At 41.9% G+C, this 23,151-nt stretch carries 18 protein-coding genes; 9 read left to right on the top strand and 9 right to left on the bottom strand.

What is annotated here, in order from left to right; translation table 11 throughout:
* Positions 1-20 precede the first annotated feature (20 nt).
* The gene (locus tag H5125_RS03510) at positions 21-701 is read right to left on the bottom strand and encodes a TIGR00153 family protein (RefSeq protein ID WP_059747637.1); all 681 of its coding nucleotides are present in this window, start codon (positions 699-701) and stop codon (positions 21-23) included.
* A 236-nt stretch (positions 702-937) separates the two neighbouring features.
* Here H5125_RS03510 and H5125_RS03505 point away from each other — a divergent pair, with 236 nt between their 5' ends.
* The gene (locus tag H5125_RS03505; RefSeq protein ID WP_182743549.1) at positions 938-2,422 is read left to right on the top strand and encodes an inorganic triphosphatase; all 1,485 of its coding nucleotides are present in this window, start codon (positions 938-940) and stop codon (positions 2,420-2,422) included.
* A gap of 152 nt (positions 2,423-2,574) precedes the next feature.
* Here the strand turns inward: H5125_RS03505 and katB are convergent, their stop codons facing one another.
* The 5 genes from katB to H5125_RS03480 all read right to left on the bottom strand — a co-directional run bounded on the left by katB (position 2,575) and on the right by H5125_RS03480 (position 7,117).
* Positions 2,575-4,035, bottom strand: coding sequence for a catalase KatB (gene katB, locus H5125_RS03500; protein WP_182743548.1), 1,461 nt, complete (start codon positions 4,033-4,035; stop codon positions 2,575-2,577).
* A 263-nt stretch (positions 4,036-4,298) separates the two neighbouring features.
* On the bottom strand, positions 4,299-4,541 hold the full coding sequence (locus H5125_RS03495) for a YgjV family protein (RefSeq protein ID WP_101086174.1): 243 nt from the start codon (positions 4,539-4,541) through the stop codon (positions 4,299-4,301).
* Between the two features lie 219 nt (positions 4,542-4,760).
* Complete coding sequence (locus H5125_RS03490; protein ID WP_162022265.1) at positions 4,761-5,198, bottom strand: PaaI family thioesterase; 438 nt, start codon at positions 5,196-5,198, stop codon at positions 4,761-4,763.
* Positions 5,199-5,343: 145 nt separating this feature from the next.
* Positions 5,344-6,012, bottom strand: a complete 669-nt coding sequence (locus H5125_RS03485; protein ID WP_101086176.1) for a response regulator transcription factor — start codon at positions 6,010-6,012, stop codon at positions 5,344-5,346.
* Positions 6,013-6,493: 481 nt separating this feature from the next.
* Complete coding sequence (locus tag H5125_RS03480; protein ID WP_162022264.1) at positions 6,494-7,117, bottom strand: DUF2238 domain-containing protein; 624 nt, start codon at positions 7,115-7,117, stop codon at positions 6,494-6,496.
* A 192-nt stretch (positions 7,118-7,309) separates the two neighbouring features.
* Between H5125_RS03480 and serA the strand changes: the two genes are divergently transcribed.
* From serA to H5125_RS03445, 7 genes are all read left to right on the top strand, one after another.
* A complete protein-coding gene (gene serA, locus H5125_RS03475; RefSeq protein WP_101086178.1) occupies positions 7,310-8,539 on the top strand; it encodes a phosphoglycerate dehydrogenase in 1,230 nt (409 codons plus the stop codon).
* A 166-nt stretch (positions 8,540-8,705) separates the two neighbouring features.
* Complete coding sequence (ygfZ, locus tag H5125_RS03470; RefSeq protein WP_101086179.1) at positions 8,706-9,668, top strand: tRNA-modifying protein YgfZ; 963 nt, start codon at positions 8,706-8,708, stop codon at positions 9,666-9,668.
* 145 nt (positions 9,669-9,813) lie between these two features.
* Positions 9,814-10,518: an ABC transporter ATP-binding protein gene (locus H5125_RS03465; RefSeq protein WP_101086180.1), complete on the top strand. Its 705-nt coding sequence runs from the start codon at positions 9,814-9,816 to the stop codon at positions 10,516-10,518.
* A gap of 4 nt (positions 10,519-10,522) precedes the next feature.
* Positions 10,523-13,120 (top strand): ABC transporter permease, encoded by a 2,598-nt coding sequence (locus tag H5125_RS03460; RefSeq protein ID WP_182743547.1) that lies wholly within the window; start codon positions 10,523-10,525, stop codon positions 13,118-13,120.
* The gene (locus H5125_RS03455) at positions 13,117-14,295 is read left to right on the top strand and encodes a lipocalin-like domain-containing protein (RefSeq protein WP_182743546.1); all 1,179 of its coding nucleotides are present in this window, start codon (positions 13,117-13,119) and stop codon (positions 14,293-14,295) included. The genes H5125_RS03460 and H5125_RS03455 overlap by 4 nt, the downstream gene beginning before the upstream one ends.
* Positions 14,296-14,672: 377 nt before the next feature.
* Positions 14,673-17,156, top strand: a complete 2,484-nt coding sequence (napA, locus tag H5125_RS03450) for a nitrate reductase catalytic subunit NapA (protein ID WP_182743545.1) — start codon at positions 14,673-14,675, stop codon at positions 17,154-17,156.
* Positions 17,157-17,257: 101 nt separating this feature from the next.
* A complete protein-coding gene (locus H5125_RS03445; protein WP_101086183.1) occupies positions 17,258-17,689 on the top strand; it encodes a nitrate reductase cytochrome c-type subunit in 432 nt (143 codons plus the stop codon).
* 133 nt (positions 17,690-17,822) lie between these two features.
* Here the strand turns inward: H5125_RS03445 and H5125_RS03440 are convergent, their stop codons facing one another.
* Positions 17,823-17,975, bottom strand: coding sequence for a hypothetical protein (locus tag H5125_RS03440; RefSeq protein ID WP_174839623.1), 153 nt, complete (start codon positions 17,973-17,975; stop codon positions 17,823-17,825).
* A 94-nt stretch (positions 17,976-18,069) separates the two neighbouring features.
* On the opposite strand from H5125_RS03440, the gene H5125_RS03435 reads away from it, so the two are divergent.
* Positions 18,070-18,954, top strand: coding sequence for a LysR family transcriptional regulator (locus tag H5125_RS03435; protein ID WP_101086184.1), 885 nt, complete (start codon positions 18,070-18,072; stop codon positions 18,952-18,954).
* Between the two features lie 106 nt (positions 18,955-19,060).
* Here the strand turns inward: H5125_RS03435 and fusA are convergent, their stop codons facing one another.
* Both fusA and H5125_RS03425 read right to left on the bottom strand, forming a co-directional pair.
* Entirely contained in the window at positions 19,061-21,154 is a 2,094-nt protein-coding gene (fusA, locus tag H5125_RS03430; RefSeq protein WP_101086185.1) for an elongation factor G, read from the bottom strand.
* 392 nt (positions 21,155-21,546) lie between these two features.
* Positions 21,547-23,016, bottom strand: a complete 1,470-nt coding sequence (locus H5125_RS03425) for a diguanylate cyclase (RefSeq protein WP_182743590.1) — start codon at positions 23,014-23,016, stop codon at positions 21,547-21,549.
* Between the last annotated feature and the right edge of the window lie 135 nt (positions 23,017-23,151).

Here is a 23,151-nt window from a genome sequence, read left to right as displayed (position 1 = left end):
TTCCTTGATAACCTTTGTGATTAGTTACGAGCTAGCATTAGCTCTAGGCGGGAACCGACACGCTCAGCAATATCTGCTAAACCTCCAACCCATTCGATAATTTTGTACGTGAACATCACATCAATCGGATTCAATTCAGATTCTAATGCATACAACTGACGACGCACTTGAATTTGTAAATCATCAGAATCTTCTTCGATAAGATCTAATTCATTAATCATTTTGGCAACTAACTCAACTTCACGACCACGGAAACCGGTTTCGAGTAAATCATCGAGTTCGTTAATAGCCCGTTTCGCAAGTGATACGGCATCTAAACAACGTTTTAGATAAGCACCAAAGGCATCTTGCATAGGCTGAGGAAGGACTAACTGACGGCCAATAATACGGCCAGAGATATCTTTTGCTTTGTTAGCGATTTTGTCCTGTTGAGTTAATAACTCAAGCAAGTCAGTTCGCTCAACAGGCATAAATAATCCACCAGGAAGAGTCAGGCGAATTTCACGTTTGAGTGAGTCCGCTTCTTTTTCAAGCAAACTAATTTGTTTGCGGATCTTTATCGCTTCATCCCAGTCGCCTGAGTTGGTTGCGTCAAAGAAAGGAACAAGAAGTGATGCACACTCATGTACTTTGTCGATATGTAGTTCTAAAGGCTTAAGAGGTGATTTTGCAAACACACCTAAAATAGAGTTTACTGGCATTGCCGTTTACCTATTTAATAAATTCCAGTTTGGAAAAAGCGGGCGCATGTTAACCCAAGCGTCCGCATAATGAAACTGTGTTTTTTAATTTCGTACGACAGTTTCTCTGTTATCGTTGCTCAGTATATATGATGCGAGCAATGCTATCCTAAGAGATTTTTATTACAACAATATGACATTATGAAGATAATGTGACGCATTAGTGAATATTTGATGACAAGGCAAACATAAAGTCAATGGACGCAGAAATAGAGTTAAAACTATTCATTCAATCACAACATCATGATTTGTTAAAAAAAATATTGAATGACTACCCTAATTCAAGCCCACAAGGGCAGAAAAAACTCACCAACGGATATTTCGATACCGACGACTTACAACTGCGTCGTTGGGATATGGGCTTACGCGTAAGAGGTTTTGACAATCAACTCGAACAGACCATAAAAACAGCAGGCAGGGTCGTAGGAGGGATCCATTCCCGTCCTGAATATAATGTCAGCATTGATCAAAAAACACCGATCTTGTCACGTTTCCCAAAAGAAATTTGGCCAGAGGGAAATGATCTCGACAAGGTGTCAACATCGCTAAAATGTATTTTTGAAACCAACTTTGAGCGTCAAACTTGGCATATATACCTCAACGATAGCCTTGTTGAGGTTGCATTAGATGTAGGTGAAATAATTGCTGATGATAAAGTTGACCCTATATGCGAACTCGAATTTGAATTACTCGCAGGAGAGACGTCTGCATTATTAATACTCGCAACAGAAGTCGCTAAGTCAGTACCATTTCGCTTAGGTAAAGCCAGTAAAGCTCAACGCGGTTATCAACTTGCAGGCAAATCAAAACCGTTCACCATTGAGCATATTGATTATGTCTCATTACCAAAAAACAATAATATGCAGCAAGCCTTGAGCACATTATTAGAAACAGGTCTTGAGCGCTGGCAATTGATTGAGAATATATTAACGCTGCCAACTGGTGATGTTCATCAACAATCAGCCTTGTGGGGCGAATTACGCCGCTGTGTGCGCTTACTCAGGCTCACCTTAAATCAATTTGGTTTATTAGATCAGCACACCAGCCCATTATTCGATCATCTTGAGCAGGCTCTGGCATTTGTTAGCCCACTGCAAAGTTGTTGTTTATTATTACAAGACGATGCTAAACCACTTGCCAACATCAACAATAAAACCCTTGTTTGCCTACAACTAGAAAACTATATCGACTCAATGTCGATATCAACTCAATTAGGCTCAATATGGCAACATCCTGAGTATGGTCAATTACAATTGGCATTGGTCGATTTGCTATTAACCGCTGAAAGCGGCAAAAATGAAAGCCGTCATTATCCCGAATTAGGTTTATTTGCCAACCAGCTACAGCAAGCCTCATGGAAACGTATTGGAAAATCAATGCCGATAACCGCTGAAATGAACAGTATTGATTACCAACACGTTGCTGATGCTTTGGATGAAAGTATCTTAGTTGGGTTTGCTTATGGAGAAATGTATCCCGCTAAAAAGCGCGAGGCTTTTCGGGCACCATGGCAAGACTTAGCGTTAGGGATTAGTACGTTATCTGCATATAAAATATTAAGGCATTTGAGTGCACAGCATCAGCTTAATATTGAAGCTTGGTTAGACAATAAAGAAACCAGTTTATTGTTTGCCATGGAGCATTCGCGAAAAAGTGCCTTAAAAGTCCCTATTTACTGGTAAGCGTGCATATTCCCCATAATTGGTTACACGCCCACATATATTAGTGATGAATAGTAAAACAGGAAGATAATGATTATCTTCCTGTTTTACTAAACAACTAATCTGTTAGCGTTAAGGCCTTAATCGTCGCTTATTCTTTGGCAAAATAGAGGTTACTTTGCCAAAGCCTGCTTAACACGTTGACCGTAATCAACATCCGCTTTAGTAAAATGATCGACCATTTTTTGTTGCACATCTAATGTCGTTTGACTGAGTGTGCCCGCAATCGTTTCCACCAACCTATTTTTCTCTGCTTCACTGAAGATACGATATAGATTACCCGCTTGGGTAAAGTCATCTTGGTTATAACGACTAAAACGTGCAACCTCTCCTTCTAAACGTAACGGTGGTTCTTCAAAACTAGCATTCTCAGTGAGTGGTGCAACACTGTTAGGACCATAATTAACACTGGCATCACCACCGGTTTGGCTACCTTGATAAGGACACTGTGTTCCTGCCATAGCACCAGCACGTTGATGATGGTTGGCTTTAGCGGCATGCGGACAGTTAACGGGTAATTGATTATAATTAGTCCCTATACGGTAGCGCTGCGCATCTGCATATGAAAACAAACGGGCTTGCAGCATTTTGTCTGGCGACGCCCCCACTCCAGGCACTAAGTTACTTGGTGCTAATGCCACTTGTTCAACTTCAGCAAAGTAGTTTTGTGGTAAACGGTTTAGCTCAAGTTCACCCACTTCAATCAACGGATAATCACTGTGCGGCCATACTTTAGTCAAATCAAATGGATTAATGGCGTAAGTATTGGCATCAGCTTCTGGCATAATTTGCACATTCACAGTCCAACGCGGGAAGTTAGCATCATTAATTGCTGCCACCATGTCGCGTTGTGATGAATCAGGATCTATCCCTTTTAGTATATCTGCTTGTTCGCCGGTTAAATTTACCACGCCTTGCTGTGATTTAAAGTGGAACTTAACCCAAAAACGTTCACCCTTAGCATTCCAAAACGAGAACGTGTGCGAACCATAACCGTGCATTTGTCTGTAGTTAGCCGGAATACCACGGTCTGACATTAATATGGTCACTTGATGCATCGACTCTGGATTGAGCGCCCAAAAGTCCCACATTGCTTGGGGATCTTTTAAATTAGTTTGTGGGTGACGTTTCTGAGTGTGAATAAAGTCAGGGAATTTAATACCGTCACGAATAAAGAATGTCGGGGTATTATTACCGACAATATCGTGGTTACCACGAGCAGTATAAAAACGTAGTCCAAAACCGCGTGGATCACGCTCTGCATCTGCTGACCCCATTTCTCCGCCTACCGTAGAGAAGCGCATAAATGTTTCAGTCTGCTTGCCGACACCATTAAAATGATCCGCTATGGTAAATTCACTTAAATCTTTAGTTAGTGTAAACGTCCCATATACACCAGTCCCTTTAGCATGTACCACACGCTCAGGAATACGTTCACGGTTAAAATGAGCCAGCTTCTCTATTAAATGCCAATCTTGTAAAAGCAGTGGACCACGTTCACCAGCCGAGATTGAATTTTGATCATCTGCTACCGGGGCGCCATTTTGGCTGGTTAAATAATTACCTTGATTCATTTTTTTGCTCCTATGTGCGGTCTACTAACCACTGCTCAATTAAGTCATAAACTGTTGCCATGATGATTTTCCTCACTCAACTCATCATTCGATGGACACATAATAGAAGCACTTCATAATTACATAAAACGATTAAAATAGATTATTGCAAACTAAAAAAACGATTATGTAATTTATTAAGGATAGGAAAAACAGATTAAAACTAAAATGCAGGCAATAAAAAAGCCAAACTGATTATTTGGCTTTATCGAGACACAATGTGACTATTCAGTGGGTGGAGTAGGCTCACGGTATAACTTCACTAAATAATAGAGATCAATTAATACAATAAAAAAGTTAACCAGCGCCACAGGGATCGCATCAATCGCGAGGCCATAAGCCACAAACAACCCTGCACCAATTAAGTTCCACCAGCGTAGTTTTTTAATGTCTGACATCATCAGCGAAATAGCCACAACGACAGAGGCTAAATATCCTACCCATTCCCAGATGTTAATACTGTCCATGGATTTTCCTTATATTAATATGCCTACACCAATGCAAGCGAGTAACAACATTAAGCTAACGTGAGTCAGTGAAAAAACGTTATTGCTTAACGCACTTATTGGCACACTTGATAGACTAAATAAGCAAAGCACCTTATAAAAAAATACACTATTAACAAGGTTAAAACCTTGACCTATCGATGATTATAAGACCTATCGATTTATAGTATCTATAATAGCTTATCGCTCTACAACCGCTGCCGTCATTCGTGAAATACAACAAAGTTCACCCGCACTGTTACGAATAAGGACTTCCCAAACCGAACTGCGTTTACCTAAATGCACAGGTTTAGCCGTTGCCGTTAATTCACCATTACGTGATGCTTTCAAATGATTTGCGTTGATTTCTTGGCCAACACAATAATAACGGGTAAAGTCGACCACAAAGTTGGCGGCATAGCTGGCAACGGTTTCCGCTAGTGCGACGTTCGCACCACCATGAACAATCCCTAATGGATTATGTACGGCTGGATTAGCTGGCATAGTGGCAACCATATAATCGTCGCCGATTTCAGTAATTTTAATGCCCAATGTTTGCATTAAGGTGCCCTTTCCCTGCATCCCTGCATCTAAGCGAGCACAATCTTCTAAAGTGACAATGTTAAACCAAATACTCATTCTTAATATCCATCATTATTATTATTAGAAAACTCAGTGTACTGATTAGCTTACCTTTTTGAAAGAAAAACGCGATCAATAACATTAACCCATTAAAAAGGAGCCTAAGCTCCTTTTATAGTTATTCACTAAATCTATATGTACGTTAACTCACTAATTCGCAATGGCTTTGGTAGGTCTGTGCCCAACGCAATAACTCAACTCGGTTACGAGACTCCGTTTTACGGAAAATAGATGAAATATGCGCTTTTACAGTATGTTCACTAATACACAAACGCTGGGCAATTTCTTTATTACGTGCACCGCTAGAAACAAGCTGAATAATGGTTCTTTCTCGACTGGTTAATCTTTGGAGGATGGCCACGGTATCGGCAGGGATTTCAACGTTGGTATCGAGTTGCTGGACTAAACGTCTAAAAATCTTACTAATCAGTGGACGGTCGTACCACAATTCATCAGAAACCATTTTACGCAGACCCGTCAGCATTAAGTCCATGCGTTGATCACTGTATAACAAACCCCGTACGCCTAAGAGTAATGCTGACTCTTGATCAAGTGATCCACGTTCAACTTGGTACAATGCTACAGGGACATGCTCCACTAAACGCGATACCAGTAACGGGATGCCCTTACTGTCTAAGGCCGCACCTTTTTGTGAAACAAGATAAAAGTTGTTGGATTTTTTTTCTAACTCAAGCTCAGCCGCATGTTTTACAATTCGAGTTTTCAACCCGATAGATTCTGCCAAAATAGCTAAATGGCAAGGTGCTGCGATTTGGTGCAAAAACACCAACTCATCAATATTTGAACTCATCACTCTTCTCCCTGAAAAGTACATTATTGCTCAACATACCTTGAGCACATCCTGAGGCTATATACTATACGTAAATGAAATACGTTTACTAGCCTTCAAAACTAGGCTGAGCAGATAGTTTACTTTTTGTCGTTATATTAGAGCATGTTCTTTCTTCATTCGTTAATCGCGTTACGAGATAAATCGACTCACCAAAAAAGTGGCTATTAGGTTAAGTCGGTCATTATCAATCACGATTCTTATAATAAAAAACCTTCCTATACAGCAAGCATAGTAAAAATTTGTTAGTTGATATGACTATTATGTAAGTCTAAAGTATGAATAGTAAATTTGACTGACTTTGCGTAGACTTTATCACTAACCCAAGACTGATAAGCTCATACTTTCAATTCGCTCAACATCATCAATCTCTCATCAATGCTAGCAGCCAAATTTACTCATTTTATGACAAAATAAGCTAACTAAATAAGTTAAGTGAGCCTTATGATAAAGACTGCTGGTTAAGCGCCATTTTGGTCGCTATTTGTTTATTATGAAGAGACGATAACAACAGTAAGCCACATACCCCACCAATTAATGCTAGAAACATGTCAGATTGAGTATCCCAAACATATCCTTGAGTGCCTAAAAATGCCTCGGCATTTTCACCGGTAGCAATGGCAACCCACCATTCAACTAATTCGTAAAAAGCTGAAAACGCCAACACAAAACATACTGCTAAAAACTGACACCAAGCACCTATTTGCATGACATGTTTACGAATAAATATTTCGCGAGCTAATATTACCGGAATAAAACCCTGAGCAAAATGGCCGACTTTATCGTAATTATTGCGCTCGCCGCCCATCACTTGCGCTAGCCAGTCAAATAACGGCACTTCAGCATAGGTATAACGTGCACCGACAAATAACACACAGCAATGCACTAAAATAAGTGCATAAGCTAACGTAGTCAGAGGAAAGCTTTTACGACTAAAAAATAAAATAGGTAATGCGATTAACGCAGGTATAGCTTCTAACCACCAAGTGAACATATCTTTAGGTGCGCTAACTGACCACAACAGTACTAATAGATAAATCCCTATCCATATAACCTTACTCTTCATCTTAATTCTCTCCATGAGATATTGTTCTCAAATTAGAATATAAACTTTAGCCATCTAGCCCTCTACAAGCGCTTAAAAAAGTGCTACTTTGATAATGCGCCGGAAGTCCGCATTTATATCATAACTATTAGTATAAGCATTAGTATAACCATTAGCTTAAGCACCATTTAATGATAAGAGGGTACCCATATCATGGCGAAACACTCGCTTGACAAGGATAAGATCAAAATCCTGCTGTTGGAGGGCGTCCACCAAACTGCGGTCGATGTACTAGAACGTGCAGGTTATACCAACATTGAATACCATAAAGCCTCGTTAGGCGAAGAGGCTTTGATTGCATCAATTAAAGATGCTCACTTTGTTGGATTACGCTCCCGCACCCAGCTTACTGCGGAAGTATTGCACCGTGCAGAAAAGTTGGTTGCGATTGGTTGTTTTTGTATTGGCACCAACCAAGTCGATTTAGCCACGGCCGAGAAACTGGGTATTCCTGTTTTCAACGCCCCTTTCTCCAACACCCGCAGTGTTGCTGAATTGGTGATTGGTGAAATCATCATGCTGATGCGTGGCATTCCACAGCGCAATGCCATGTCACATCGTGGCGGTTGGTTGAAGAGTGCTAATGGCAGTGTTGAAGTCCGTGGTAAAACCTTAGGTGTGATTGGTTATGGCCATATTGGTACTCAACTGGGTATTTTGGCTGAAACCTTGGGCATGAGAGTGATTTTCTTTGATATTGAAGATAAGTTACCGTTAGGCAATGCCTCTCAAGTTCACTCTATGGACAAGTTATTGGCCCAAGCAGACGTTGTTAGCCTGCATGTACCAGAAACACCGCAAACTAAAGACATGTTCGCTAAAGCTGAATTTGCTCAAATGCGTCAAGGCAGTTTCTTTATCAATGCCTCTCGCGGAACTGTTGTTGATATCGAAGACTTAGCCGATGCCCTGAAGTCAGAACATCTTGCGGGTGCTGCGATTGACGTATTCCCGGTAGAACCTAAGTCGAATGATGATGAATTCATCTCTCCACTGCGTGGCTTAGACAATGTATTACTCACACCGCATATTGGTGGTAGTACTGCTGAAGCACAGGAAAATATCGGCGTAGAAGTGGCTGGCAAACTGGTGAAATACTCAGATAACGGTTCTACACTGTCTGCGGTCAATTTCCCTGAAGTGTCTTTAGCGCAACATAGCGGTACCTCACGCTTATTGCACATTCATCAAAACCGTCCTGGTGTATTGATTAAAATTAACCAAGCGTTTTCTGAAAAAGGCATTAACATTGCTGCTCAGTACTTACAAACCACTGCTGAAATTGGTTACGTGGTAATGGAAGTCGATTCTGATCAAGCAGAAGAAGCATTGGTTGAATTAAAATCTATTGAAGGCACTATCCGTGCGCGGGTATTGTTTTAAACTGACTTTTATAAGCAATTAACTTGAGTTAATTGTCTTCCTAAAAAAGCTACCTTGTGCACAAGGTAGCTTTTTTATTGGCTTTAAAACCATAGCCCCCTGTTGAGCATTCTATTAATCCGTTACACTCCAACCATACCGTCTTATTCACACGTTAGGGATAGTTATGACCATTTCAGTAAACCAACCAGATTGGGATTTTATCGCCACGTCTCCTGAATTAATGTTATCAAGTTTGACGCATATGGGGTTAATCGAAATCACTGGTGAGCAAGGGCGCAGTTTCATTCATGGCCAAGTCACCACAGATATTACCTCCCTTGGCACAAACGAGTGGAAATGGGGTGCTCATTGCGACCCTAAAGGTAAAATGCTCGCCAGTTTCCGTGGGTTTTCAATCGGCGATAGCTTATTCATGTTACTGCCAAAAAGTACTTTAAGCTTGGATTTACCTCAGTTACAAAAATACGCTGTATTCAGTAAAGCCGAACTCGCCGATGTCAGTAATGATTATCAAATAATGGGTATTGCTGGCCCAAAAGCACAAGCCTTTGCAACTGAACATTTTGGCGATGTATCGCAACCACTTAATCTTGTTGAGCAAGGTGTGATTATTCGTGATGGTGAACGTTTTATTGCCATTATTAACAATGCAGCAGCACAAACCATTATCAGCCAATCGGGACAAACATTGTTTGCTGCAAGTGCATGGCAAGCATTGGAAATTAAAGCCGGTTATCCAAACATAGATGCCGCTCATTCCGGCCAGTACGTTGCGCAAATGTGCAACCTGCAAGCCATTAATGGCATTAGCTTTACCAAAGGCTGTTACATGGGCCAGGAAACCATTGCCAGGATGAAATATCGCGGTGGCAATAAACGTGCATTGTATATTTTGTCTGGTACTACCAAGCAAACCATCAGCACTGACACTCAATTAGAAATTGCCCTTGAAGGCGGCTTCCGTCGTGGTGGCAATATCATTGAATGCGTCCAATATGGTGACAAGGTACTGCTTACCGCGGTGTTGCCAAATGATACCGAAAACAACGCTCAACTTCGTATTACCGGAGATGAAAGCTCACAGCTAACTATTATCGAGTTGCCATATTCTTTAGCAGATGCTTAATTAATTGATGTTGTATCTTCATTAAGCGAGCCATTGGCTCGCTTTTTTATTTTTTGAACATTAATGATCTATATCACGTATATTATTGATAATATTACTCTGTTTATTCAGAACTTCAATTAAGCTAATTCGTTATGGAGCGACTATGACTACTATCGTCACCTTAGAAAATATTAGTAAAGGGTTCCGCGATGGCGAGTCATTTCATTCGGTGCTTAATCACGTCAACCTGACTTTGCAGCAAGGTCAAACTATCGCATTAACCGGGCCTAGCGGCAGCGGTAAAAGTACCTTACTGAATATCATTGGTGGCTTTGAAACCATAGACAACGGTGACATGTTAATCCGTCAGGCTGATAACATGCGATCGGTGACAAAGTGGCAAGATAAGCAATGGAGCCAATATCGACGTCAGTCGCTCGGGGTTATATTCCAACAATTTAACTTACTCACACCATTAAATGTGCGCGACAACATTCAATTTTCACTGGCGCTAAATCAGTTAGCATGGAGCCCTTGGTGTGATGAACTTTGCCACCAGCTAGGATTAACGCCATTGTTAGACCGCAACGTTGAAAACTTATCCGGTGGGCAACAACAGCGAGTGGCTATCGCGCGGGCATTAGCTCACAAACCACAACTCATATTAGCCGACGAACCGACAGGTAATCTTGATCAACACGCCGGATTACAAGTCATGCAACTACTTACCGAACTCGCTCAACAAGCCAACTGTTGTATTTTAATGGTGACTCACAGCGAACAATGTGCCGCATTTATGCAGCATCGCTGGCACGTCGAAAATCAGCAGATTGTGATTAACCCTGCTGACATGACGTTGCAAGGTTAAGCCCATGACAACTAACTCTTCATCATACTTATTCTCAATTAAGCGCTTAAGGTTATGCTTGCACCTGTTTGCCAGCCATTATCGTCATGCCCCCCTGCAAGCCAGTGCTATTTTACTGGGCATCATGCTCGCGGTAACGTTACTGATTGGCGTATACGCCACCAACGAAAACGCCAAACAAAGCTATGGCAATGTATCCGAACTAATGAGCCAACAAGCTCGCTTATCGATTAGCCACCGTACAGAAAGCAGTATTGATGAGTCTGTTTATTTTGCATTAGCCAATGCAGGATTCAATACCATTGCCAGCATTGAAGGCATCGCAACCGATGAACAAGGCCGATTATGGCGGGTTAATAGTAGTGATGTAGTTGCCGCTATGACCAGCAACATGCAACAGCAAAAATCAGGTGCTAGCTCATCGATAACAGCGACGCATATTCCGCTAGCAGAATTACTGGCAGGCAAACCCAAAGTGCTAATGTCGGCAAGCCAGCGCGAACGCATGAATAAAGTGACCAACAACACTGACCGCATAATACTGAACGACACGGCTGTTGAACTCGTTGCCATTGATGATTCGTGGGGACTTGGTTCGGCAATTTTGGCCGATATCTCACTCGCTCAACCCTTGCTGAATATGCAGGGTAAGTTAAGTTACGTTGCCGTATTTGATTCACCCTCTTCAAATGCAAATATCTCAGCCGCAAACGAATCAGAAACAGATGAGCAACTGATAGCTCGATTAACGAACACCCTAACCCAAGCAGGTATTGATACCAGTAAGCTAAATTTCACCACCCAAACGAGTGAAGGCGAATCGCTTACCGCCCTCACTGCCAGCTTTCATCTTAATCTTGATGCCATGAGCATGTTGGCCTTTGTTGTCGGCTTATTTATTGCCTACAACGGGGTTCGTTATAGCTTAATGAAGCGTCAAAAATTGCTGGTGCAAATCATGCAGCAAGGGCTCGATAGGCGCACCATCATGCTTGCCCTAAGCATTGAAATAGTCTGTTTAGTGTTTATTGGCTGTGTATTAGGTTTTATTGTCGGACTGCAATTATCGCAATGGCTACAACCTATGGTCGCCATCACTCTTGAACAGCTTTATGGCGCCAAATTATTACCCGGAAACTGGCAATGGCAATGGTTTGCACAAGCACTCATATTAACCTTGTCAGCGGCATTTGCTGCTTGTATTCCCATGCTGATAAACCTGATTAACACCCCACTTGCGCAAGGGGCTCAAAAACAACCACAAAGCCAACAATTCGGCATTATTCATTGGCGACAATTTATCATCGCAGCATTGCTAATCTTAGTGTGTACTATCGCCTTCGCCTTTACCGAACAGTATCGCCATAGTCTAGTATTACTGGGTATTCTCTCGGTTGCGATTCCGTTATTGTTACCTCAATTTTTACATTGGGGAGTTAACTTACTCAGTCCATTTATGCCTAAAGGACTGTGGCAATACGTGATTGCCGAAACCAAAGAGATTATTGCTCCTCTCGCGCTGGCGATGATGGCAATGCTGCTAGCTTTGTGTGCCAATATTGCCATGAACACCTTAGTGGGCAGTTTTGAAATTACCTTAAAAAAATGGCTCGATGCCCGTTTGCATGCAGATTTATACATTAGACCCAATCCGAACCAAATCGATACATTAACGATATTATTGGAACAAGATCCCAAGGTTGAAGCGATTTATGAGCAATGGACTGTCGACAGCAACCTTAATCGAATTGACACGCCGCAAACACAGGTTGCTATCCACCTTGTCAGTCGTGACCATTTGTCTTTAACCGAAACAACTGTATTTAAAACCACAGCCGATGACTTTTGGACAACATTCACAGCAGGTGAAAGCCTGATGATAAGTGAACCATTATCGATAAAATACCAACTCAATATAGGCGATAAAGTTCAGCTATCGCAACTTGGCCAAGCTAGCTTGAACATTGGCGGAATTTATTACGATTACGGTAATCCCCAAGGCGAAGCGATTATTACTCAGTCCTTATGGCAGCAATCTCAATTACCCGCCAAACCCATTAGCCTAGCCGTGTCTTATCAAGGTGATATTACTCCACTACAAGACAATATTAGCCAGCAAATCAATCTGTCTTCTGCTTACATGTACAGCCAGCAGCGAATTAAAACTGAAGCGATTAACATATTTAATAAAACATTCTCAATCACTGTAGTGCTTAATAGCTTAACCTTACTGGTAGCTGCCATTGGCTTATTCAGTGCCTGTATGATGCTAACGCAAGCGAGGCAAGCACCATTAGCCCGCTTGTATGCTCTAGGTGTTAGTCGTAATCAATTACGGATGATGGTGTTAGTGCAAATGCTATTTATCGTGTTATTAACCTGCTTGGTCGCGTTACCGACAGGCGCGTTACTGGGTTATTTATTAATTCATAAAGTCACGTTACAAGCATTTGGCTGGAGCATCGCCATGGTGTGGGATTGGGCGGCATATGCTCAAGTGGTGATCATTGCTGTAGTCAGTTGTTTACTTGCAGTGTGTTTACCTTTGTATTGGCAAACCAGAAAACCCTTGATATCCAGCTTGCAACAGGAAGCACTATGACCTCTTTCACTTTCAAGAGCGTGCTCAACGTCGCGTTCAAAACTGTTAGCGACAGAGTGCAGAAGCAATGGTTGATGGTCATTGTCTTTCCTCTTAGCGCATTGCTAGTGGCTTGCTCTCCTCAGCAAAATGTTGCAGTAAAGCAGTCTACCATTAGCAGTATGTCGTCAGCTTCTTCTGAAGGTTATAGCGAAGTAATTCAAGGTAAAACCTTACTCTTTCCGCAAGACCACTTAGCTCACGATGACTTTAAAATTGAGTGGTGGTATTTAACCGCAAACTTGACCACCGCTGCAGGTGAAGATGTAGGCGTGCAATGGACTCAATTTCGTATCGGAATGACACCACCAGTAAGCCTTCAAGCGACAACAACGAATAATTGGGAAACAAATCAGCTTTACATGGCACATGCCGCGGTAACCACAAATACTGAACATTTAATGGCCGAAAAATGGTCACGAGGCCACCCACAACTTGCAAGCGTTAAACCACAACCATTTGAAGTACATTTACAAAACTGGCAATGGTTAAGTCAGTCTGACAGTCTGTTTCCGGCCACATTAAATGTCGCTAGTGATAAGTTTAGTTATCAATTACAGCTAAACAGTCAGCAACCTCTGCAATTACAAGGCGATAAAGGTTATAGCAGCAAAAGTGCAGACCAAAGCGTGGCATCTTATTATTACAGCCAACCCTTTATTGATGTAACGGGTCTAGTTACCCGTCATGGTGTTACTGAAAAAGTCAGCGGTAAAGCTTGGCTTGACCGCGAATGGAGTTCACAATTTTTAACCAAGGCCCAGCAAGGTTGGGATTGGTTTTCACTGCGTTTAGACGACAACTCAACGTTAATGGCATTTAGACTGCGCGGCGAAAATGACCAAGCACATTTTTACAGTGCTAGAAGGATGTTCGCTGATGGTAGTGGTCACAATATTAATAGCCGAGACAACCCTAATGATATCGATATGCAACCCACTCAGTGGCAACAAACGGCATTAGGCAATCATCCTATTGCATGGCGAATTAACATTAACAGTGAAGCCATCGACGTCACAACTCAAGCCGTTAACCCCAACAGCGACATGCCAGTATCAACCTCATATTGGGAAGGCCCCATTACGATTAAAGGCAGCCACCAAGGTCAAGGTTATATGGAGCTTACGGGTTACTAGGCTTGTTTACCATTCGAGTGGAATGCGCTCTCGAAGATAAGCAAGCCTTGGCCTACCTACAAAGATCATACCTCTCAAAATCTCAATTTCCCATTCCTTGGTACCATGTTAGCAACAGAGCACCAATGGGCTTTTAATCCGCAAATGATCTGCATCTCAAGCACAATACGCTTTACAAGCAATCTCTAAAACAGCATTTACCTAATTGTTAAAATGAGATTTACATCACGCTGAAAAATGTGACCTTGCACAACTATTAACCACTATACCCATTCTGAGGTATACCCATGTTATTAGTAAGGTCTAGACTCACTCTATCACGTCACCTCCAATGACTATCACGTACCAAGTACAACATTCTAAGAGTGAGGAACACCATGAGCATCAGTCGTCGCGAGTTTTTAAAAGCCAACGCCGCTGCCGCAGCAGCGTCGGCCGTGGGTATCGCTATTCCAATTAATATCGTTCAAGCTGCAGAAGGTAAAAGTGAAATAAAATGGGATAAAGCCCCATGTCGCTTTTGCGGTGTAGGCTGTAGTGTTTTAGTGGGTACTCGAAATGGTAAAATTGTTGCCACTCAAGGCGACCCTGAAAGCCCTGTTAACAAAGGCTTAAATTGTATTAAAGGTTATTTCTTATCTAAAATCATGTATGGCAAGGACCGATTAACCTCGCCATTACTCAGAATGAAAGATGGAAAATATGATAAAGAAGGTGATTTTACGCCAGTAAGTTGGGACGTTGCCTTTGATACCATGGCCGAAAAATGGAAAGCCAGCATAGCCAAAAAAGGCCCAACTTCTGTAGGGATGTTTGGTTCTGGTCAATGGACCATTTGGGAAGGCTACGCCGCATCTAAGCTTCATAAAGCTGGTTTTCTGACCAACAATATCGATCCTAATGCACGCCATTGTATGGCATCAGCTGTGGGTGGCTTTATGCGTACCTTTGGTATTGATGAACCCATGGGTTGTTATGATGACTTAGAAGCCGCTGACCACTTTGTATTGTGGGGCGCCAACATGGCAGAAATGCATCCCATCTTATGGGCGCGTTTAACAGACCGTCGCTTAAGCCATAAAGATGCCCGCGTACACGTACTCTCTACTTACGAGAACCGTAGCTTTGACTTAGCAGATAATGCCATGGTGTTTAAGCCTCAAACAGACTTAGTCATCTTAAATTATATTGCCAATTACATTATTCAAAACAAAGCAGTAAACAAAGACTTTGTTAGCAAGCACACTAAATTTGCCCTAGGTACCACTGACATTGGTTATGGCTTGCGCCCTGAACATCCATTGGAAAAGAAAGCTAAAAACCCAGGTAGCGGTGATGCCAAACCGATTAGCTTTGACGAGTATGCAAAATTTGTTAGCACTTACACTGTAGAATACGCAGCTAAAATGAGCGGCGTACCGGCTGAAAAACTTGAAATTATGGCAAAAGCTTACGCCGACCCTAACATCAAAGTGATGAGCTTATGGACCATGGGTATAAACCAGCATACTCGTGGTGTGTGGGCAAATAACATGCTCTACAACATCCACTTACTCACCGGTAAAATAGCCACTCCAGGCAACAGCCCATTCTCGTTGACGGGCCAACCTTCAGCTTGTGGTACTGCTCGTGAAGTAGGCACATTCTCACATCGTTTACCTGCTGACATGGTGGTGAACAATGATAAACATCGTGAAATTACTGAAAAACTTTGGCAAGTCCCTGCCGGCACTATTCCAGCCAAACCTGGATACCATGCCGTACTGCAAAGCCGTATGCTTAAAGATGGTAAATTAAACTGTTATTGGACTATGTGTACTAACAATATGCAGGCTGGTCCTAATATCAATGATGAAGTTTATCCAGGTTTCCGTAATCCAGAAAACTTTATTGTGGTCTCGGATCCTTACCCAACTATTACGGCAATGGCCGCAGACTTAATTCTTCCAACCGCAATGTGGGTTGAAAAAGAAGGCTCTTATGGTAACGCGGAACGCCGTACCCATTTCTGGCATCAGCTTGTTCCAACACCTGAAGGGTCTAAGTCTGATTTATGGCAGTTAGTTGAATTTTCTAAACGTTTTAAAGTGAGTGAAGTCTGGCCTGCTGAATTAATCGCTAAACAACCTGAGCTAGCCGATAAAACGTTATATGAAGTGTTATTTGCTAACGGCGTAATCAATAAGTTCCCTACCAGCGATTGTAAAGGTGCTTATAACGATGAAAACGAACACTTTGGTTTTTACCTGCAGAAAGGTATTTTCGAAGAATATGCTCAATTTGGTCGCGGCCATGCACACGATTTAGCAGACTTTGACACTTACCATCAAACGCGAGGATTACGCTGGCCTGTCGTTAATGGTAAAGAAACTACCCGCCGCTTCGTTGAAGGCAGTGACCCTTATGTCAAAGCAGGTGAAGGCTTCAATTTTTACGGTAAACCAGATGGTAAAGCCGTCATATTTGCACTGCCTTATGAACCCGCTGCAGAAGAGCCTAATGAAGAATTTGATCTGTGGATGTCAACAGGACGAGTACTGGAACATTGGCACACAGGGTCAATGACCGCTCGCGTACCTGAATTGCATAAAGCAATGCCAAGTGCTCAAGTCTTTATGCATCCTGCTGACGCTAAAGCACGTGGGTTAGCCCAAGGGGACGAGGTTACCGTGGCATCACCACGTGGAGAAATCAACACCCGAGTGGAAACCAAAGGTCGCAACAAGCCACCTAGAGGGGTGGTCTTTATGCCATTCTTCGACGCTAAACAATTAGTCAACAAGCTGCTTTTGGATGCAACTGACCCATTATCAAAAGAAACTGATTTCAAAAAGTGTCCCGTAAAAATATTTAAAGCCTAATACTGCTTTTATATTAATTGCTGCAGCTGTCACTGGATTATTACACCATGACAGCTGCGACACTCGATTTCTACATTCATTAGGATGTAACGGAGATGAAAATGAAAAAATTACTTAGCGTCGTGGCCATACTATTAAGCCTTAGCGCATATTCTGGACAACAAGCCGTAGCAGACAATACTCCTGTAAAAGTAGAGTCTCGTGTAGGTAACGTCGCCATAACCGACAACTCACCTGCTGATGCTATCGCCACCTACCCTACAAGAGGAAAAGCTATCGCGCGCAGCTTTGCAGAACAACCGCCGTTAATCCCTCACAAAGATAGCTATAGCATCACTACAGACAAAAATGGCTGTCTAACATGCCATAGCTGGGATAAAGCAAAAAGAATGAAAGCAACGCCAGTGGCGAAGTCACACGTTATAGATGACAAAGGCACATTAAATGGCATGAACTACTTCTGCGTACAGTGCCATGTTGCACAAGCAGATAATAAACAGGAGTTAGTGGAAAACACATTTACGACAAAGTAATTGGTGAAGATATAAATTCCCCCCATTCCTCAATTTGAGCAATGCCACTTCAATCGAAGTGGCATTTTTTATCAGTGTCAGTGTTAAAACGGTACAAGTCCGAACAACAAAAGGGCTAAAAACAAAACCCAGCCTAGGCTGGGTTTGTTGGTTTAGATGTCTGCTGTGTAACTGGCGAACTCGGTTCTGCTGATGTTTGTGACGTATTAGGTGATTGTATCTCATGCTTCACAGGCATCGCCGCTTGCCATAATGCACCGACCCATAAACTTGATGTTGACTTCATAACCATTGCTCCGTTTTTGTTAACGAGTTCAAAGTAATCGTTTAGGGTTCATAGGTAAAATGAATAATTACCATAGAGAGGATTCCATTTAAGCATGAACATCCCAATCAAGACCTTACAGACCTTTCTCACCATAGTTGAAACCAAAAACTTTACCCGGGCGGCACAAAAATGTTTTATGACCCAACCGACACTGACAAAAACCATTCAACGTTTAGAAGACAACATTGGTGAGCAATTGCTTATCAGGAATAATCAAACAGTAGAATTAACCCAAGCAGGACAATTGTTTGAGCAAAGTGCACGGGAAATTTTAGGCCATTGGCATCGACTACAAGAAGGTATTAACAACCTCAGTGGCTTGAAGTCAGGACGATTACGACTTGGTGTCTGCCCTATGATGAGTAGTTTAATCACTCCTTTGCTGACCGATTATCGACGAAAATATCCCGGAATCGAATTACAGATGTACGAGTATGGCGGATTTGGTTGCGAGCAAGCACTATTGAGCAACAGTCTAGATATAGCCTTTACTGCACTTCCGACAACGCATAAAACAGAGTTAGCAAGTCAACTTCTGACTAAATATCCCTTACTGGCTTGCTTACCAGAAGGCCACCCACTTGCTAACAATGCAGACATACGCTGGCAAGACTTTGAATCTTATCCCTTCATTCTTTACAACGAAGACTTTTCATTAGCAAAGTTAATTAATTATTTAAGCCGTAAAGTTGGTGTACACCTCAATATCGCCTTTCGAACAGGTCAGTGGGACTTTTTAGCCGCAATGGTTGAAGCTAACTTAGGCGTCGCGATTTTACCCGAACCCATTTGCCAACGGTTAACCAATAGCAAACTGGTATTTAAACCTATGCAACCGGCAATGACCTGGGATCTGGCATTAATATGGCGAGAGAACCTACCGTTAACCCCACCAGCCCAAGCGCTATTAACGCTCAGCAGAAACAGTCATGAATAATATCAATACTGTGTCATAACCATTTAATATCGTAGAAATCACATAAAAAAGACATAAAAAAACCGCTGCCTAGGCAACGGTTTTTATGGGCAAGTCGAAACTAGAATTACTTCTTAGCTTCAGCAGCCTTACGTTCTTTAACTTGAGCAACAACTTTCTCAGAAACGCTGTTTGGACAAGGGCTGTAATGAGCAAATTCCATAGAGAATTGACCACGGCCTGAAGTCATTGTACGTAGTGAACCGATATAACCGAACATTTCTGATAACGGTACGTCAGCTTTAATACGAACACCTGTAACACCAGCGTTTTGATCTTTGATCATACCGCGACGACGGTTAAGGTCACCAATTACGTCACCAACGTTGTCATCTGGGCTGAATACGTCAACGTTCATGATAGGCTCAAGAAGTTGTGCACCGGCTTTAGGCATAGATTGACGGAAAGCACCTTTAGCAGCGATTTCGAACGCGATAGCTGACGAGTCAACTGCGTGGAAAGCACCGTCTTGAAGCACAAGTTCAACGTCTAACACAGGGAAACCTGCGATAGTACCTGTGTTCATCATGCTCTTGAAACCTTTCTCAACAGCAGGCCAGAATTCTTTAGGTACGTTACCACCAACCACTTTAGAAGTGAAAGTGAAACCAGTGTTTTGCTCGCCAGGGCGAATAGTGTAGTCAATTTTACCAAACTGACCAGAACCACCAGACTGTTTCTTGTGCGTGTAGCTATCTTCAATTTCTTTAGTGATAGTTTCACGGTAAGCAACTTGAGGCTCGCCTACAATTAGGTCAACGCCGTAAGTACGCTTAAGAATATCAACCTTAATGTCTAAGTGAAGTTCACCCATACCTTTAAGGATGGTTTCACCAGAATCAATGTCAGTCTCTACACGGAAAGATGGATCTTCTGCAATCATTTTACCGATAGCGATACCCATTTTCTCAGAACCGCCTTTATCTTTTGGCGTTACAGAGATAGAGATAACTGGCTCAGGGAATACCATGGCTTCTAGTGTACAAGGGTGCTTAGGATCACATAAAGTGTGACCAGTTTGCACGTTCTTCATACCAACGATAGCGATAATGTCACCAGCTTGTGCTGATTCAAGTTCGTTACGTTCGTTAGCTTGCATCTCAACCATACGGCCAATACGTTCTGTTTTGCCAGTGAATGAGTTAAGGATGGTGTCACCCTTCTTCAAACGGCCAGAGTAGATACGTACGAAAGTTAACGCACCAAAACGGTCATCCATAATCTTGAACGCTAATGCTTTAAAAGGTGCATCAACATCAACGATTGCGAATTCGCCATTTTCGTTACCTTCTTCGTCAGTTAGAGGTTGTGGATCAACTTCAACTGGATCAGGTAAATAATCAACAACGGCATCTAGCAATAACTGCATACCTTTGTTTTTGAATGCTGAACCACAGTATGTTGGGAACACAGCCATTGTACGAGTACCCGCACGGATACAACGCTTAACGTCTTCAATAGATGGCTGAACACCTTCCATGTAAGCTTCTAATAAAGCATCGTCTTGCTCAAGAGCAGTTTCGATCAGCAATTCACGGTATTCTTCAACGATGTCAACCATGTCAGCTGGTACAGGCTTAATTTCGAAGTTTTCTGGTAAACCAGTATCATCCCAAATGTGAGCTTCACGAGTTAGTAGGTCAACAACACCACAGAATTCGTCTTCGATACCGATTGGTAAAACCATAACCAATGGGTTAGCCGCTAATACGTCTTTAGTTTGCTTAACAACACGTAAGAAGTCAGCACCCATACGGTCTAACTTGTTTACGAAGATGATACGCGCAACTTCAGAATCGTTAGCATAACGCCAGTTTGTTTCTGACTGAGGCTCAACGCCGCCTGAACCACAGAATACACCGATACCGCCGTCAAGCACTTTTAGCGAACGATAAACTTCAACTGTAAAGTCAACGTGGCCAGGAGTGTCAATAACGTTAAAACGGTGATCTTTCCAGAAACAGCTTACCGCTGCAGACTGAATGGTAATACCGCGCTCAGCTTCCTGTTCCATGAAGTCTGTGGTTGATTCACCATCATGTACTTCACCGATCTTATGGATCTTACCGGTTAGCTTAAGGATACGCTCGGTGGTCGTGGTTTTACCCGCGTCAACGTGAGCGAAGATACCAATGTTTCTGTATTTGGATAATTCGGTCATGATTCAACTTTAATGATTAGTTTAAGAAGTAGACGGAGCATGCGAAAAAGAACCGACACACCGCACATCAGGTTATTAAGGCGCATATTGTAAATTGGAACCTTGCTGGGCGCAAATAGCTGTTGCAATATTTATTTGTTTTTAGCATAAAAAAGCTCAATTAATGCTATAAATTGCATATAAAACAATTGACTAAAATATAGTAGATTATTTTTTAGTCTTAGGGGTAATTTGACCGAAAAATGTTAAATTTTAGATGAAAGACCTAAATCGGCATTTTTAGAACCACATAATGTCGCGAAACAACATCACACCACAACAAATATGCATTTATTCACATAAAGATCGATTTTTGCTAATGGCACAAACATCCAGCAAAATGTGGTTTTTATCTACGCACTACAATATTGATTACGCCCAGACTGCTTAGCTTTGTATAACGCGGCATCGGCTCGTTCAAAGCAAGCTTGTATAGGTTCATTCTCGCCCAATAAGGCAATCCCGAAACTACAAGTCACGTTAATATTGTGATAAAAATGAAAATAACTAAGTTCATCAGTAATTCGTTGGCAAAGCTCAGTGGCATCGTGTAACTGTACATGCTGACAAACCACCACAAACTCTTCACCGCCCCACCGGGCTACAACGTCAAGCTCCCTTACTGATGCTTGTAATACTTGTGCGACTTGAACTAATATTTTGTCTCCAATTGCATGTCCATGCAGGTCATTTATTGCTTTAAATAAATCAATATCCATGATGATCAAACTCATCTTGTTGTTCTGACCCATTTTTTTCAGAGGCTGCCTTGCATCATCTAAAAAGGTTTGATTAAAATATTGGCGGTTATACAATTTTGTCAGCGGATCATGTTGAGCCAAAAAATCGAGGTCGCAATTTTTCTTCTCCAGCTCTAACTGTAATTTTTGCAACTGCTTGTTGCTGGTTTCTAAATGAAGGTTGTACTTGCTCACACACATTGTTCGGTAAAGCAGAAATAAGATAAACATTCCTAGAGCAGTCACCACTTGGATCACTAGGCTGTAATCAATGTCTTCAATAACAGTAATATTATGCCATTTTTTATAAATTGAAATATGGTCTGCCTTAGTGATTTTTGCCAATCCAGCATTAATCTGTGGCAGCAAACCTTGCTTAGCATGAGTAACGCCAATACGTAACTCATCTTCAGGACCACCCCAACCCGCTATTTTTAGCGAGGTTAATCCGTGTTGTTGAATATACGCGTTAACAGAAAACATCGACCCTACGAAGACATCCGCGTCACCGTTAGCCACCTTTTCCAATCCTTGTCGCTCATTATCAGTCAACACGGTATTGATAGTCGGGTAAAATTGTTGGATATATTCCACTAGACGATAATCTTTGGGTATAGCCAATAAGCGATCACCGATGTTTTCAAAGCCTTGTAAAAAAGGTTGGGATTTTAATGACACCAAGACGTTTGGAGATTTAAAAAAAATATCGCTAAAAGAGAGATAGGCGTCGCGTTTGGGGGTTTGATTTAAAATGGGGGTTAACTCGCATGTACCTTGTTTGAGTAATTCTAAACTCTGTCGCCAAGACGAGGTGGGCACTAACACAAAAGTCAAATCGGTATAGTCGGTTAATAATGCTAAATAATCAGATGAAATACCAGTATGACGGCCATCGACAATGGCTTCATAAGGTAACCAATCTGGATCAACACAATAACGGATGATATTACGGTTTTTTGAATTGATGGCAGACTGACTCTCAACCACCGAAGCACTGGCATGCTTAGCGTTAATCAAATTAATGAATATCAACAGCGTAATCAATAATACGCTAGTGAACTCAAGTCGACTCAATGTTCGCATCATTTTTCAAAATAGTATGCTCCAACAATATGCTCCAACAATATGGTCCAACAAATTAGTTGAACCAAAAGTGTATATACTCTTAAGTGTATTACAACATACGAAAGTATGACAAAAAAATACCCGCTAAATAGC

Origin of the sequence: Shewanella sp. SR44-4 (assembly GCF_014163715.1) — a bacterium.
In the GTDB taxonomy this organism is placed as follows: domain Bacteria; phylum Pseudomonadota; class Gammaproteobacteria; order Enterobacterales; family Shewanellaceae; genus Shewanella.
Note: the sequence above shows the minus strand (reverse complement) of the source record. Positions and strands in the feature narration are given on the sequence as shown.